This is a genomic window from Pseudomonas sp. HLS-6 (assembly GCF_002753995.1).
Taxonomy (GTDB): Bacteria; Pseudomonadota; Gammaproteobacteria; order Pseudomonadales; family Pseudomonadaceae; genus Aquipseudomonas; species Aquipseudomonas defluvii.
In genome coordinates this window covers 3,068,132-3,082,773 of sequence record NZ_CP024478.1, presented here as the reverse complement: position 1 = coordinate 3,082,773, position 14,642 = coordinate 3,068,132, and the positions used below count along the sequence as shown (strand labels likewise).

The window sequence follows — 14,642 nt, the reverse complement described above, 5'->3', positions numbered from 1 at the left end:
AGCGAACATGCACAGCCGCGACAGTGAATTCGTCGTCCGCGAAGACCAGGCGGTCTATGAGACAGATGCACCGGTGCTGTACAGCGTGGCTGAGGGTATTGCCACGCTGACACTGAACCGACCGACCTTCAACAATGCACAAAACTCGCAGATGACCTATGCGCTGGACGCCGCCTTTCGCCAGGCGGTCGACGACGACAGCGTCAAGGTCATCGTCTTGCGCGGCAACGGCAAGCATTTTTCGGCAGGGCACGATATTGGTACCCCAGGGCGCGATATCAACAAGCCGTTCGAGCGGGCACACCTGTGGTGGGACCACACCAACAAGCCGGGCGGGGAGCAATTGTACGCCCGTGAACAGGAAGTCTATCTGGGCATGTGCCGCCGTTGGCGTGACCTGCCCAAGCCGACCATTGCCATGGTCCAGGGCGCCTGTGTGGCCGGTGGGCTGATGCTGGCGTGGGTCTGCGACCTGATTGTCGCCAGTGAGGACGCGTTCTTCCAGGACCCGGTGGTGCGCATGGGCATTCCGGGCGTTGAGTATTTCGCCCATCCGTACGAGTTGAACCCGCGCATCGCCAAGGAATTCCTGTTCTGCGGTGACCGCATGAGCGCCGCACGGGCTTATCAGATGGGCATGGTCAATCGGCTGGTGCCGGCGGAGGAACTGGAACAGGCGACCTACGCGCTGGCCGCCGGTATTGCTCGACAACCGCGCATGGGCCTGGCCTTGACCAAGCAGGCCATCAACCATGTCGAGGACCTTCAAGGCAAGCGCACTGCCATGGACGCGGCGTTTGCCTGGCACCACTTCGCCCATGCCCACAACGAATTGCTCTCCGGCGACAAGCTCGGCGGCTTCGATGCCAAAGGCATGGCCCAGGCCAACAAGCGGGCGGCCACAGCCGAGGATAAATCCGTATGAGTCGCTGGTTGAACACACCGCTGACCGAGGCCCTGGGCTGTCGCTACCCGATCGTGCAAACCGCCATGGGCTGGGTCGCCGACGCGAACCTGGTGATCGCCACCACTCAGGCCGGCGGTTTCGGCTTCCTGGCGGGGGCGACAATTCCTGCGGATGAGCTCGAAGGCGAGATCCGCAAGGTGATCGACGCTACCGGTGGCAGCAACTTCGGGCTCAATTTCCACATGTTTCAGGACAACGCCGCGCAATGCGTTGATCTGGCCATCCAGTACCGCTTGCGTGCCGTCAGTTATGGCCGTGGGCCGGACAAACAGACCATCGCCCGTTTCAAGGCGGCCAAGGTGCTGTGCATCCCGACGGTGGGTGCGCTCAAGCATGCGCTGAAGGCGGTGGAGCTGGGCGCCGACCTCATCACTATTCAGGGCGGCGAGGGCGGTGGCCACACCGGCGGCGTGCCCAGTTCGATCCTGTTGCCGCAAGTCTTGGCGGCGGTCAACGTACCGGTGATTGCCGCTGGCGGCTATGCCACCGGGCGCGGCTTGGCCTCGGTGCTGGCGGCGGGTGCCAGCGGGATTGCCATGGGTACGCGGTTTCTGATGACCCGCGAGTCGCCAACCCCGCGCGCGACGCTTGAGCGTTACCTGAAAGTGGCCGATCCACAGCAGGTGCGGGTGACCACCGCGGTGGACGGCATGCGCCACCGAATGATCGAAAACCGTTTTATCAATGAGTTGGAGCGGGCCGGGCCTTTTGGCCGGTTGCGCATTGCCCTGGGCAGTGCCTGGCAGTGGAAACAGCAGACTGGCATGAGCCTGGCGCATATGGCCGGGGTGTTCTTCCGGTCGCTGCGCGAAGACCCGTCCGCTTTGTCGCAGGTGGTCATGGCTGCCAACCAGCCGGTGCTGCTGCAGCGTTCGATGGTCGATGGGCACCCGGACGAAGGCATCTTGCCCAGCGGCCAGGTGGCTGCGGCCATCGATGAACTGCTGAGTTGCCGCCAGGTGATCGAAGGCATCGCCGATGAAGCCGAACAGTGCCTCGACGCGCTCCTGGCCCGTTGCCAACCCACCGCCGAGCCGTGCCAACCCCATCATCCCGCCAGCATTGGAGAACCCCTGTGAACCAGGCCTTTACCACGCAGCTCAATCAGGGGATCGCGGAACTTGTGATCGCCAAACCACCGGTCAATGCACTCGACAGCCAGGAGTGGCTGGCATTGGCCAAGCAGATCGAAGCGCTCGGAGCCAACCCCGAGGTGCGCGTCATCGTCATCCGCGCCGAAGGCCGGGGGTTCTGTGCCGGGGTGGATATCAAGGAACTGGACGCTCACCCGGAGCGCATTGTCGAGGTCAACGCGGGCAACTACGCGACCTTCAAGGCCGTACACCGCAACCCGGTGCCGGTGATCGTCGCTGTGCACGGTTTCGTGCTCGGTGGTGGCATCGGCATTACCGGCGCGGCCGATATTGTCGTGGCCTCCGAATGCGCCACCTTTGCCTTGCCGGAGGTCGATCGCGGCGCCATGGGCGGCGGCGCGCATTTGCAGCGGCTGTTTCCGGTGCAGAAGGTCCGTTACCTGTTCTTTACCGGCGCCTCGATTGGTGCCATCGAGGCTCAGCAATACGGCTTTATCGAACAGGTAGTGCCGAAGGATCAACTGCGTGAAACCGCACTGGAAATCGCTGCGCGCATCGCGGCGAAAAGCCCGGGGATGATCCGCATTGCCAAGGAGGCCTTGAACGGTATCGAAGACGGCAACCTGGAAGACAAATACCGCTGGGAGCAGGGCTTCACTTTACAGGCCTACAGCAGCCCCGATTCGGCGGAGACCCGTCGGGCCTTTGTCGAAAAACGCGACGCCAAGTTCTGAGAGAACGCCATGGAACTGACTTACACGCCAAAACAAAAAGCCTTCCGCGCCGAAGTCCGCGCGTGGTTGGCAGACAATCTGCCGCGTGAACCGCTGGCCAGCTACGACACCCGCGAAGGCTTTGAGCAGCACCGCGCCTGGGAGGCGAAGCTGTTTGACAGTCGCTGGTCGATGGTGATGTGGCCCTCTGAACTGGGGGGCCGTGGTTGCGACCTTATCGAGTGGCTGATCTTCGAGGAAGAGTACTACGGTGCCGGGGCGCCGATGCGCGTCAACCAGAACGGCCAGTTACTACTGGGCCCCACGCTGATGGAGTTCGGCACCACCGAGCAGAAACAACGCTTTCTGCCGCGTATGGCGGCCAGTGCCGACATGTGGGCTCAGGGCTGGTCGGAGCCCAATGCCGGTTCTGATATGGCGGCGATCACCAGCAAGGCGGTACTTGAGGGTGAACACTACGTCATCAACGGTCAGAAAACCTGGTCTACCCGGGCTATCTTTGCCGACTGGCTGTTCGGGCTGTTTCGCAGCGAACCGGGCTCCACCCGGCACCACGGCCTGTCGTTCCTGATGGTGCCACTGAATGCGCCGGGGGTGAGTATTCGCCCGATCAAGGCCCTGAATGGCAAGGACGCGTTCGCCGAAGTGTTTTTCGACGACGTGCGGGTGCCGGTCGGCAACCGTATTGGTGCCGAGGGGCAGGGCTGGCATGTAGCGATGGCCACTGCCGGTTTTGAGCGCGGGTTGCTGCTGCGTTCACCGGCACGTTTCCAGCACACCGCCCGCAAGCTGGTCGAGCTGTACAAGGCCAACCGCGAAAGCGCCGACCGTGACCCCGGCCTGCGTGACGCCGTGCTTGAGACCTGGATGGGCGCCGAGGCCTACGCATTGTCTGCGTACCACACCGTCGGCCGGCTGAGCCGGGGAGAGGCGATTGGTGCCGAGTCGAGCATCAACAAGATCATCTGGTCGGAACTGGACCTGAAGATGCACGAGACCGCCATGCGCATTCTCGGCGCGCGCGGTGAGCTGCTGGCCACTGCACCCGTCGCTGGCGATGCGGCGGGCTGGCTGGAGGGTTTCCTGTTCGCCCAGTCCGGACCGATCTATGCCGGTACCAACGAAATCCAGCGCAACATCATTGCCGAGCGGATGCTCGGCTTGCCGAAGTAAGGAACAGGCCATGGACTTCACTTTTACCGATGACCAGCTCACGTTTCGCGAAGCCATCAGCCGTTTTCTGATGACCGAAGCAGCGCCGGAAATGCTCCGCGAAATCTGGGAAACCGATGCCGGGCGCTCGCCCGACCTGCGTAACAAGATCGCCGCCCAGGGCCTTACCGCACTGTCGGTGCCCGAAGCGGAGGGCGGCCTGGGCATGGATGACGTAGCGTGGGCCTTGATGACTCAGGAGTTGGGCTACTACGCCATTCCCGACTCCATGGCCGACACCGCTTATGTCGCCACGGGCCTGCTTGCAGGCCTGGCGCCAGCGCATCCGGCGCGTGCTCGCCTGCTGCCCCGTATCGCCGAGGGCACCTTGCGCCTGGCCATCGGTCACCCGGTCAACCCGCTGGTCAGTGATGCGCAACTGGCCGAAGTTCTGATCTTGCTTGATGGGGATGACATTCATGTCGTGCCGCGGGCGGAGGTTGATGTCGAGGCCAACCCGAGTATCGATGCCTCGCGGCGCCTGGGTCGGGTGACCTGGAACCCCAGCCCGGCAACATTGATCGCCAGCGCAGAGCAAGGGCGCGCCTTGCAGGCCCAGTTGCTCGACCGTGGCGCGTTGTCGGTGGCCGGGCAACTGCTGGGCTTGGCGCAGCGCATGCTCGACCTGTCGGTTGACTACGTGGCCCAGCGCAAGCAGTTCGGCAAACCGATCGGCAGCTTTCAGGCGGTCAAGCACCACCTGGCTGATGTGGCACGGCAAATCGAACAGGCCAAACCGGTGCTCTACCGTGCCGCCCATGGCCTGGCCCGGGGTGAGCGCAATGCCAGCCTCTGGGTCTCCCAGGCGCGCCTGGCCTGCTGTGAAGCGAGCTGGCTGGCGGCGCGCAAGGGTATTCAGGTGCATGGCGCCATGGGGTACACCTGGGAAGTCGATTTGCAGATGTTCATGAAACGCGCCTGGTCGCTCGATGCATCCTGGGGTGACCGTGCCTTCCACAAGTCGCGTGTCAGCGACTACCTGTTCGCCGACGGCGCCCGACTCGGGCCAGGGCATACCTTCGAGGAGTGAATCATGGCACAAGCCTATATTGTCGATGCGCTGCGCAGCCCGACCGGCAAGCGCAAAGGGGCGCTGTCGGAGGTTCACGCGATTGATCTGGGTGCCCATGTGCTTAAGGCACTGGTGGCGCGCAACGTCATTCCCGGCGAAGACTATGACGATGTGATTTTTGGCTGCGTCGATACCATCGGCTCACAGGCCGGGGATATCGCCCGCACCAGTTGGCTGGCTGCCGGGTTGCCGCTGAACGTGCCGGGTACCACGGTCGATCGCCAGTGCGGTTCGTCGCAGCAGGCGCTGCACTTTGCCGCGCAGGCAGTGATGAGCGGCACCCAGGACGTGGTTGCCGTGGGCGGTGTGCAAACCATGACGCGCATCCCGATTTCCTCGGCGATGCTGGCCGGGCAAGCGCTGGGTTTTGCTGACCCGTTCTCCGGTAGTGAAGGCTGGCGCTCGCGTTTCGCCAACCAGCCGGTCAACCAGTTCTATGCTGCGCAGCGTATCGCCGACCATTGGCAGATCAGCCGCGAGCAGATGGAAGTGTTCGCCCTGCAGAGCCATCACCGCGCCTTGGCGGCCATCGAGAGTGGGCGTTTTGCCCGCGAGATCGTCGCCTGCCAGGGGCTGCAGCATGATGAAACACCGCGCCTGACCAGCCTGGAAAAAATGGCCGAATTGCAACCGGTCGATCCACAGTTTCCTTCGATCACCGCTGCCGTCTCCAGCCAGACCTGTGATGCCTCGGCCGCCTTGCTGGTGGTGTCGGAGGCTGCCCTCAAGCGCTACGACCTGACGCCACGGGCACGTATTCATCACCTCACGGTGTTGGGTGATGACCCGATCTGGCATTTGACCGCCCCGATTGCGGCGACGCGCCACGCCTTGAAAAAGGCCGGCATGCGCATGGCTGATATCGACCGGGTGGAGATCAACGAGGCCTTTGCGTCGGTGGTCATGGCTTGGGCCAAGGAGCTGGATTACGACCCGGCGCAGACCAACGTCAACGGCGGCGCCATCGCCCTTGGCCATCCACTGGGCGCCACCGGAGCACGGTTGATGACCACCTTGCTGCACGAACTGGAGTGCAGCGGTGGCCGTTACGGCCTGCAAACCATGTGCGAAGGCGGTGGCCAGGCCAACGTCACCATCATCGAGCGCCTGTAGTCCCGTTCCCTCAATCAATCCGTGCCGCCGCCCTCAGGGCGCGCGGCCATGCAGTCAAAGGAGTCAAACATGGCTATTTGCACAGACCGCACCGTGATCATTACCGGTGCTGGCGGTGGGCTCGGTCGCGCCTACGCATTGGCGTTCGCCGCGCAAGGCGCCAATGTGGTGGTTAACGATATCCGTGCCGACGCGGCGCAGGATGTTGCTGGCGAGATCCGCGCCAGTGGCGGCCAGGCCATCGCCAACAGCGACGACATTACAACCCTGGACACCGCTCAGCGTATCGTCGACGCCGCGTTGGCGGCCTTCGATGAGGTGCATGTACTGGTCAACAATGCCGGGGTGTTACGCGACCGAATGTTTATCAGCCTCTCGGAAGAGGACTGGGACACGGTGATGCGTGTTCACCTCAAGGGGCATTATTGCCTGGCAAACCTGCTGGGGCGTCGTTGGCGCGACCTGGCCAAGGCGGGAACCCCGGTCGCTGGGCGGATCATCAACACCAGCTCCGGTGCCGGCCTGCAGGGCTCGATCGGGCAGTCGAACTATTCCGCTGCCAAAGGCGGGATCGCCGCACTGACCCTGGTGCAGGCCGCTGAACTGGCTCGATATGGGGTCACCGCCAACGCCCTGGCACCGGCGGCACGGACGTCCATGACCGAGAGCGCCATGCCCGAGGTGGTGAAAAAGCCCGAGGACGGCAGCTTCGATGCCTGGGCCCCGGAAAACGTCGCACCGCTGGTGGTCTGGCTCGGCAGCCTTGAATCGTCCCATGTCACGGGGCAGGTCTTCGAGAGCCAGGGCGGGCGAATTTCCCTCGGCGATGGCTGGCGCACCGGCACCACCCGTGACAAGGGCGGGCTTTGGCAGGTCGAGGAAATTGGCCCCGTCGTCGATGCGATTCTTGCTGAAGCGCCTGCGGCCCAGCGTGTCTGGGGCAGTTGAATCGGGGGCCGTTGAAGCGGCCCTGAAATGGCCGCTTCATGCGGCCATACCCCGTTTTGACGATGTGCCCGCCGGGGCGGCGCTTTATACCTGACAGCGTATTGATTTCTTCGGAGGTAATCGCTGTGAAACAAGCTCCCCCTTATGTACCCGGCCATCAACTGCTGGCCGGCAAGTCCGTACTGATTACCGCCGCTGCGGGTGCGGGTATCGGTTATTCGGCGGCCCGCCGCAGCGCCGAAGAGGGCTGCCGGGCATTGATGATTTCGGATGTGCACCCGCGCCGCCTGGAAGAGGCGGTGGAGCGGCTCAAGGCCGAAACGGGTTTACAGGCCATTTACGGCCAACTGTGCAATGTCACGGTAGAGGAAGAGGTTCAGGCCTTGGTCGACAGCGCCGAAACCCTGCTGGGTGGTGTCGATGTGCTGATCAACAACGCCGGCCTCGGTGGCCAGAAGCGGCTGGTCGACATGAGCGACGAGGAATGGTCGCGGGTACTCGACGTGACGCTCACCGGCACCTTCCGCATGACCCGCGCCATGCTCCCGCACATGCAGCGGCGTGGTGCTGGTGCCATCGTCAACAACGCTTCGGTACTGGGCTGGCGCGCCCAGAAAGAGCAGGCGCATTACGCCGCCGCCAAGGCCGGGGTGATGGCCCTGACCCGTTGCAGCGCCCTGGAGGCTGCGGAATTCGGGGTTCGGATCAACGCTGTCTCGCCTTCGATTGCCCTGCATGACTTTCTCAAGAAAGCCTCCAGCGAGGAGCTGCTTGCCCGTCTTGCGGACCGCGAGGCCTTTGGTCGTGCGGCAGAAGTCTGGGAAGTGGCCAACGTGATGATGTTCCTGGCCAGCGACTACGCCTCCTACATGGTTGGCGAAGTGTTGTCCGTCAGTTCGCAGCAGGCCTGAGGAGTCCGTGATGAGTCATACCTTCAGCAGCGCCCAGGCGTTGCTCGAGGCCGAGGGCCTCGATCTTGGCTACACCGAATGGCTGAGCATCAGCCAGGAGCGGATCAACCTGTTTGCCGAAGCCACGGGCGATCACCAGTGGATTCATGTCGATCCCGTGCGTGCCGCCAGCGGCCCTTTCGGCGTTTGTATCGCCCACGGCTACCTGACCCAGGCACTGGCGAACCTGTTCATGCCGCAGTTGCTCACCCTCGAAAACATGGCGATGGGCGTCAACTATGGCAGTGACCGGGTGCGCTTTCCCGCGCCGGTCAAGGTCGGTTCGCGTGTACGCGGGCATGGCGTCATTGTGCGTGCCGAGCAACTTGGCGAAGCCGTGCAACTGGTGGTGCGCATCACCGTGGAAATCGAGGGCGAAGCGCGCCCTGGCTGCGTGGTGGACACCATCAGCCGTTACACCTTCAACCCTATTGCCGAGTGAGCCTGTTCATGGACCTGAATGAAGTTGTGATTGTCGCCACCGCGCGTACCGCGCTGGCCAAGTCTTTCCGTGGATCGTTCAACGACACCGAGGCCCCTGTGCTGGGCGGCCATGTGGTACGTGCCGTGGTCGAGCGGGCCGGTATCGAAGCTGAGGCGGTAGAGGATGTAATCATGGGCGCTGCAGTGCAGCAGGGCACCCAGGCCTACAACATCGGTCGTCTGTGTGCCTATACCGGTGGTTTGCCGGACACTGTGCCGGGCATGGCCCTGGACCGTATGTGCGCATCAGGCCTGATGAGTATTGGTGTCGCCGCCAAGGGCATCATGACCGGCGAGATGAGTATTGCCATTGCTGGCGGCGTCGAGTCGCTGTCCCTGACCCAGACCAAGCACAAGAACACCTACCGTGCCCAGTCCGAGGCGGTGCTGGAGGTGATGCCCAGTGCTTACATCCCAATGCTGGAAACGGCCGAAATTGTGTCGCGTCGCTATGGCATCAGCCGGGCTGCGCAGGATGAGTATGCCTTGCAGAGTCAACTGCGCACTGCGGCCGCGCAGCGTGACGGGCTGTTCGACGATGAAATCGTCGGCCTGACGGTCGACAAACTGTGTTTCGACGAGGCGGGCCAACCTAGCGGGCATACCCGGGTGTTGGTCGAGCGCGATGAGTGCAACAGGCCAGGTACCCGTCTGGAGGACCTGACGGCGCTCAAGCCGGTCTGGAAAGACGGCAAATGGGTTGCACAGGGTGAGTTCATTACCGCGGGCAACGCCTCGCAGTTCTCCGATGGCGCCTCGGCAAGCCTGTTGATGAGCCGTGCGCAAGCCCGGCACCGTGGCCTGACACCGCTGGGCATCTACCGCGGGATCGCCGTCGGTGGTTGTGCACCCGAAGAAATGGGCATTGGCCCGGTGGTGGCGGTCCCTCGCTTGCTCAAGCGCTTTGGCCTGAGCGTGGCGGACATTGGCTTGTGGGAAATCAACGAGGCCTTTGCTTGCCAGGTGTTGCATTGCCGCGACGCGCTGGGCATCCCGGCCGAGCGCTTGAACGTCAATGGCGGGGCCATTGCGATTGGCCATCCGTTCGGCATGTCGGGCGCCCGTATGGTCGGTCACGCCTTGCTCGAAGGCCGCCGTCGCGGCGTGCGTTACGTGGTCGTGGCCATGTGCATTGGCGGCGGCATGGGTGCTGCCGGCTTGTTCGAGCTGCCGTGATCGCCAGCGAACCCGGCCGAGCGCTCTGACTAGGCCGTTTGGACGATGTAGCACGGGCGGGGCGGTCTGATGATCCTTCAAACAAAATCAAGAGGATCGCCCCATGATGCCCGTCCCGTGCCCCTGCGTTTCGCCATGGAGTCCAGTATGCGCCAGCTGATTGGATACGCCATGAGCGCCATCATCATCGCTGCGGTGGCCTTTGCCTTCTCGCCGCGTAACCCCACACCGTTGGCGATCACCCGGATCAATGCCGACCGGGTTCAGGTCAACGCTTTGCTGGCCAATGGTTCGCAACTGATCGCGGTGGGCGAGCGTGGCACGATTCTGACCAGCACCGACAGCGGCCTGTCCTGGCAAACCAGCCAGGTGGCCGCCGGACGTGAGGCGACCCTCACCGGGGTCATTGCCCTGAGCCCCGAGGTACTGGTCGCGGTTGGCCATGATGGCTGGATCCTGCGTTCAAGCGACAGCGGCAAGACCTGGCAGGAGATGCGTTATGACGCGCAGCTGGGTGAGCCGTTACTGGGTGTGTGGAGTGGCGACGGCAAGCACGTGGTCGCCTATGGCAGCTACGGAAAGTACCTGGAGTCGAGCGATGCCGGCGAACACTGGACGCCCCGTGACATGCCGGGCGAGGGCGCGCATTTCAATGGCCTGGACGGCGGCGCTGATGGCCGGCAGATGCTGGTGGGCGAGCAGGGGCTGGTGCTGCGATCCAGTAATGGTGGGCAAGACTGGCAGAGCCTGACGCCGTTCTACAACGGCTCGCTGTTTGGCGTGGTGCGCTTGTCGGCCTCTCGCTGGCTGGCGTACGGCATGCGCGGGCATGTCTTTATCAGTACCGATTTCGGGGACAGCTGGAGCCAGGTCGATATTGGCAGCAGCCAGCCAATTTATGGCCATGCATTGTTGCCCCAACACGCCGGCCTGGTGCTGGTCGGTGCCGGTAGCCGGCTGATCCGACTGGATGCCGAAGGCGCGTTGGTTGACAGCGCGCAACGGGCTGGCTTGGGCACCTTGACCTCGGCGGTGGTGCTCAACGCCCGTCGTTTGCTGGTGGCCGGGGAGCGTGGGGTATTTCAGGGCGCAGACGGTGGTCTTGCCGCCGTTGCACAGTGAGTAGGCATATGACACAGACTACAGGTTGGATCGAACGCCGCGTGCAAGACTGCGCGGACGTATTGCTGAACCATCGACGCTGGTGGCTGGGGCTGTTCATGCTGGTGACGGTGGCCCTTGGCTATAGCGCAACCCAGGTGCGGCTGGATCCCGGGTTCAACAAACAGATTCCGGTACGCCACGAGTACATGTTGAGCTTCCTGGACTTCAGTCGGGTGTTCACGGGTGCCAACCGGTTGCTGGTGAACGTGCACTGGAAGGGCGAGGGTGACATCTATAACCCGGAGTTTCTTCGGGTGCTGCAGCAGGTTACCGATGACGTGTTCTTCATCTCCGGGGTCAGCCGCCCGAGTGTGACCTCGCTGTTTACCCCGAACGTGCGCTATGTCGAGATCACCGAAGAAGGGTATGTCGGTGACCTGGTGGTACCGCCGCAATACGCCGGTACCGATGAGGACCTGCAGAAAGTCCGCAGCAATGCCGCCCGCGCCGGGCAGGTTGGCCGGCTGCTGGCCAACGATCAGCGCTCGGCCATGGTGCGGGCCGACTTGCAGGACACAGACCCGAAAACCGGGCAGCCGGTGTCCTATGTCGAAATCGCCAAGCGCCTCGAAGAGATCCGGACCAAATACAACAGCCCGACCATCGAGATCAACGTGGTGGGGTTCGCCAAGTTGGTCGGAGATGTGGTCGAAGGGCTCAATACCGTCATGCTGTTCTTTGTCGTGGCGTTCGTCATCACCGCGTTGCTGCTCTGGGCTTACTCGCGTTCCTTGCCATTGACCGTCGTGGCCCTGGTCGTGGCGCTGTTGCCCGTGGTCTGGTTGCTCGGGCTGCTGCCACTGTTGGGGCTGGGCATCGACCCGATGTCCGTGCTGGTGCCGTTCCTGATCTTCTCCATTGGTGTTTCCCATGCGGTACAGATGACCAACGCCTGGAAGCAGGACGTGCTGGCCGGCAGTTCCTCGCTGCAGGCGGCGCGCTCGGCGTTCTGCAAGATCTTCATTCCAGGGTCCCTGGCGCTGCTGATGAATGCCCTGGGTTTTGCGGTGATCATGCTGATCGACATCCCCATCGTGCATGAATTGGGGGTGACTGCCTGCATGGGCGTGATGTTGATGATCATCACCAACAAGATGATGTTGCCACTGATCATTTCTCATTTGTCCCTGGGATCGTCTGCGCGTGCAGCACGACCGACGCATGACGAAGCTCGCCACCCGTTGTGGTGGCGGTTGTCGGCGCTGGCTGAGCCGCGTCCGGCACTGGTGGTGTTCGCCATCAGCCTGGTGTTGCTCGGCTTCGGCGTGTTCAAGGCGCGGGAACTGGCGGTCGGCGACATTGGCCCGGGTGCCCCTGAGCTGCGCGCCGACTCGCGCTACAACCAGGACAACCAGCGCATTATCGACAGCTACTCGATCGGCCTGGATGTGCTGGCGGTCTTCCTGCAGACCCAGGGTATCGACGAAGCCTGCCTTAACCCGGGTGTCATGCGTGCGGTCGAGGCCTTTGACTTCCAGATGCGCAATGTCGCGGGCGTGCAATCGGTGCAAAGCGTTGCCGGCATGGGCAAGGAAATGATTGCCGGCAATAACGAAGGGAACCCGCGCTGGTCGGCCATCCCGGGTTCGTCGCGCGGCTTGCAGCAGGGCTCGATGGCCTATTCGCCGGATTCCGGGCTGGTCACCGATGGCTGCAAGCGCATGCAGATCCTGGTGTTCCTCAATGACCATGAGGGCGCGACGGTGTTCCATGTGGTCAATGAAGCCAAGCGGATTATCGCCGGTATCCGGGCCCCTGGGGTTGAGTTCAAGCTGGCTGGCGGCAATATCGGGGTCATGGCAGCCTCCAACGAAGCGGTGAAACGTGCCGAAGTGTGGATGCTCGCGGCGTTGTTCTGCTCGGTGGCGTTTTTCTGCCTGCTGACCTTCCGTTCGTTGCGCGCAGTGCTGTGCATTCTAGTGCCGATGGGCATCGTGGCGATTCTTTGCAATGCGCTGATGGCCATGCTCGGTATTGGCCTGAAAGTCGCCACCTTGCCGGTGATGGCGCTGGGCGTCGGGGTCGGTGTGGACTACGGCATTTATTTGTATGAGCGCATCCAGCATGAAATGGCTGAGGGCCGGGACCTGCGTCATGCCTTTTATCGCGCCATGTGCCAGCGTGGCACGGCAGCGGTGTTCACCGCCCTGACCATGTCGATCGGGGTCGGTACCTGGGCCTTTGCTCCCCTCAAGTTGCAGGCCGACATGGGCATTTTGCTGGCGTTCATGTTCCTGGTGAATGTCTTTGGCGCCATCTTCCTGTTGCCCGCGCTTGCGGCCTGGTTCAATCGTGGCCGGCCACTGGTTGCTGTGAAAGCCGCTTCGCTCGGCACCAAGGCGTCGCCGCCGTTCTCCGGTGTGCTCGCAGGTCGTTAAGCGCGCAGCTAACCCATCACAATGAAAAATCATGCAGGCCCTGGTGGTTCAGACCACGACGGGGCCTGCGCTTGGGGAGTGTCTATGCAAACTAGCGTGCCCAATACTCAGGTCCTGGCGGAAATGGGGCTTGAGTTGGCCGAATACGAACAGATCATCGGCAATATGTACGATTCGGCCCTGGATACCCGCCACATGACCGAATCGCTGCAGCAGATCCGGACATTGTTCCAGGCCAATTTCGTCACACTGATCCTGCGGGTGATGGATGAGCCGTTCCTGTCGCCGATGATGGTCGCCGGCGATATCGAACTGGGGGAGGGAGGGATCAACCATTACGCGTACTACGCCAAGTCCACGTTGTTCAACAATCTGCCCACGGATCAGGTGTTCACCATCGATGACCTGATGAGCGATGCCGAGTGGGTCAGTTCATCGTTCTACCTGCTGTTTTGCGAGCCCTACGGCTGCTACCAGATGCTAGGCGCCGACATCAGCATGCCCGATGGCGGCACCTTGCGTTTCCGCATCAACCGGCCCAAGGACCACCCGCGTTTTTCGGCCGCCGAACGGGCCATGTGCGCGATGTTGCTGCCGCATTTACGTCGCGCCTTGCACATGCACTCATTGCTGGACCGCAGCGAGTCGCTGGGTAGCCTGTACTCGCAGACCATCAGCCGCTTGTCGGTGGCGACGATTGTGCTCGACGAGGGCGGCAACGTACTGCAACTGAACCCGGTGGCGCGGGAGATCCTCGACAGTAATGACGGCCTCAAAGTGGTCGGTGGCCGGCTGGAGGCCACCTACCCGAGCGATAACCGAGAGCTGCTGCGGCTGGTGCGCAATGCGTTCCTGCGGGCCAGGCAAGGCGGCGATGTGTTGCAAGGGGCCGAGGCGATGTCGATCTCCCGTCCGTCCGGGCAGGTCAGCCTGGGGGTCGTGGTGGAACTGATCCCGTCACAGGAACTGGTCGAGGGCAAGGGCAAGCCCACCGTGATGGTGTATGTGCGTGATGCCGTGAGCAAATCGCTGGTCAGCAATGCAGTGACCTCGCAGCTCTACAACCTCACGCCGGCAGAGACGGCGCTGGCGCTGGAGCTGGCCAACGGCCTGTCGTTGGAGGAAGCCTCCGAGACCCTGAACATCCGCCGCAATACGGCACGGGCGCACCTGCGCTCGATTTTCTCCAAGACCGGTGTACGGCGCCAGACCGAACTGGTGCGGATCATGCTCAACAGCGTTGTTGCACTGGGTAAGCCGGGCGCGTTACCGGTGGCGGTAAGCGTTGGCTAGCGTGTCGCCGTAAAAATGCGTTAGTCCGTGCGGACGATGCTCCTGGCTCCATTGGCTG

13 protein-coding genes are annotated in these 14,642 nt (G+C 62.8%); all 13 read left to right on the top strand.

Annotated features, from left to right (window positions below; all coding sequences use genetic code 11):
- Nucleotides 1–7: 7 nt before the first annotated feature.
- The 13 genes from CS390_RS14310 to CS390_RS14250 all read left to right on the top strand — a co-directional run bounded on the left by CS390_RS14310 (nt 8) and on the right by CS390_RS14250 (nt 14,584).
- A complete protein-coding gene (locus CS390_RS14310) occupies nt 8–925 on the top strand; it encodes an enoyl-CoA hydratase (RefSeq protein ID WP_099775138.1) in 918 nt (305 codons plus the stop codon).
- Nucleotides 922–2,046 carry a nitronate monooxygenase family protein gene (locus tag CS390_RS14305; protein ID WP_099775137.1) on the top strand — a complete coding sequence of 375 codons (1,125 nt, stop codon included), beginning with the start codon at nt 922–924 and terminating at the stop codon, nt 2,044–2,046. The genes CS390_RS14310 and CS390_RS14305 overlap by 4 nt, the downstream gene beginning before the upstream one ends.
- Nucleotides 2,043–2,795, top strand: a complete 753-nt coding sequence (locus CS390_RS14300) for an enoyl-CoA hydratase family protein (RefSeq protein WP_065761509.1) — start codon at nt 2,043–2,045, stop codon at nt 2,793–2,795. Before CS390_RS14305 ends, CS390_RS14300 begins: the two co-directional genes overlap by 4 nt.
- A 9-nt stretch (nt 2,796–2,804) precedes the next feature.
- Nucleotides 2,805–3,968, top strand: a complete 1,164-nt coding sequence (locus CS390_RS14295; RefSeq protein WP_099775136.1) for an acyl-CoA dehydrogenase family protein — start codon at nt 2,805–2,807, stop codon at nt 3,966–3,968.
- A gap of 10 nt (nt 3,969–3,978) precedes the next feature.
- Entirely contained in the window at nt 3,979–5,037 is a 1,059-nt protein-coding gene (locus tag CS390_RS14290; protein ID WP_099775135.1) for an acyl-CoA dehydrogenase family protein, read from the top strand.
- Between the two features lie 3 nt (nt 5,038–5,040).
- Nucleotides 5,041–6,192: an acetyl-CoA C-acetyltransferase gene (locus CS390_RS14285; RefSeq protein WP_099775134.1), complete on the top strand. Its 1,152-nt coding sequence runs from the start codon at nt 5,041–5,043 to the stop codon at nt 6,190–6,192.
- Between the two features lie 69 nt (nt 6,193–6,261).
- On the top strand, nt 6,262–7,140 hold the full coding sequence (locus CS390_RS14280; RefSeq protein ID WP_099775133.1) for an SDR family oxidoreductase: 879 nt from the start codon (nt 6,262–6,264) through the stop codon (nt 7,138–7,140).
- Nucleotides 7,141–7,265: 125 nt separating this feature from the next.
- Nucleotides 7,266–8,051 carry an SDR family oxidoreductase gene (locus CS390_RS14275; protein ID WP_099775132.1) on the top strand — a complete coding sequence of 262 codons (786 nt, stop codon included), beginning with the start codon at nt 7,266–7,268 and terminating at the stop codon, nt 8,049–8,051.
- A gap of 10 nt (nt 8,052–8,061) precedes the next feature.
- Nucleotides 8,062–8,532, top strand: coding sequence for a MaoC family dehydratase (locus CS390_RS14270; RefSeq protein ID WP_099775131.1), 471 nt, complete (start codon nt 8,062–8,064; stop codon nt 8,530–8,532).
- An 8-nt stretch (nt 8,533–8,540) separates the two neighbouring features.
- On the top strand, nt 8,541–9,749 hold the full coding sequence (locus CS390_RS14265; protein ID WP_083199915.1) for an acetyl-CoA C-acyltransferase: 1,209 nt from the start codon (nt 8,541–8,543) through the stop codon (nt 9,747–9,749).
- 147 nt (nt 9,750–9,896) lie between these two features.
- On the top strand, nt 9,897–10,871 hold the full coding sequence (locus CS390_RS14260) for a YCF48-related protein (protein WP_099775130.1): 975 nt from the start codon (nt 9,897–9,899) through the stop codon (nt 10,869–10,871).
- 8 nt (nt 10,872–10,879) lie between these two features.
- Nucleotides 10,880–13,291 carry an RND family transporter gene (locus CS390_RS14255; RefSeq protein ID WP_177442406.1) on the top strand — a complete coding sequence of 804 codons (2,412 nt, stop codon included), beginning with the start codon at nt 10,880–10,882 and terminating at the stop codon, nt 13,289–13,291.
- 84 nt (nt 13,292–13,375) lie between these two features.
- A complete protein-coding gene (locus CS390_RS14250; RefSeq protein WP_099775129.1) occupies nt 13,376–14,584 on the top strand; it encodes a LuxR C-terminal-related transcriptional regulator in 1,209 nt (402 codons plus the stop codon).
- Nucleotides 14,585–14,642: the final 58 nt, after the last annotated feature.

What these genes read in the sequence shown, in the direction of transcription:
- CS390_RS14310 (WP_099775138.1), top strand. Translation starts at nt 8, where the DNA reads ATGCACAGCCGCGACAGTGAATTCGTCGTCCGCGAAGACCAGGCGGTC.
- CS390_RS14305 (WP_099775137.1), top strand. Translation starts at nt 922, where the DNA reads ATGAGTCGCTGGTTGAACACACCGCTGACCGAGGCCCTGGGCTGTCGC.
- CS390_RS14295 (WP_099775136.1), top strand. Translation starts at nt 2,805, where the DNA reads ATGGAACTGACTTACACGCCAAAACAAAAAGCCTTCCGCGCCGAAGTC.
- CS390_RS14290 (WP_099775135.1), top strand. Translation starts at nt 3,979, where the DNA reads ATGGACTTCACTTTTACCGATGACCAGCTCACGTTTCGCGAAGCCATC.
- CS390_RS14285 (WP_099775134.1), top strand. Translation starts at nt 5,041, where the DNA reads ATGGCACAAGCCTATATTGTCGATGCGCTGCGCAGCCCGACCGGCAAG.
- CS390_RS14280 (WP_099775133.1), top strand. Translation starts at nt 6,262, where the DNA reads ATGGCTATTTGCACAGACCGCACCGTGATCATTACCGGTGCTGGCGGT.
- CS390_RS14270 (WP_099775131.1), top strand. Translation starts at nt 8,062, where the DNA reads ATGAGTCATACCTTCAGCAGCGCCCAGGCGTTGCTCGAGGCCGAGGGC.
- CS390_RS14265 (WP_083199915.1), top strand. Translation starts at nt 8,541, where the DNA reads ATGGACCTGAATGAAGTTGTGATTGTCGCCACCGCGCGTACCGCGCTG.
- CS390_RS14260 (WP_099775130.1), top strand. Translation starts at nt 9,897, where the DNA reads ATGCGCCAGCTGATTGGATACGCCATGAGCGCCATCATCATCGCTGCG.
- CS390_RS14255 (WP_177442406.1), top strand. Translation starts at nt 10,880, where the DNA reads ATGACACAGACTACAGGTTGGATCGAACGCCGCGTGCAAGACTGCGCG.
- CS390_RS14250 (WP_099775129.1), top strand. Translation starts at nt 13,376, where the DNA reads ATGCAAACTAGCGTGCCCAATACTCAGGTCCTGGCGGAAATGGGGCTT.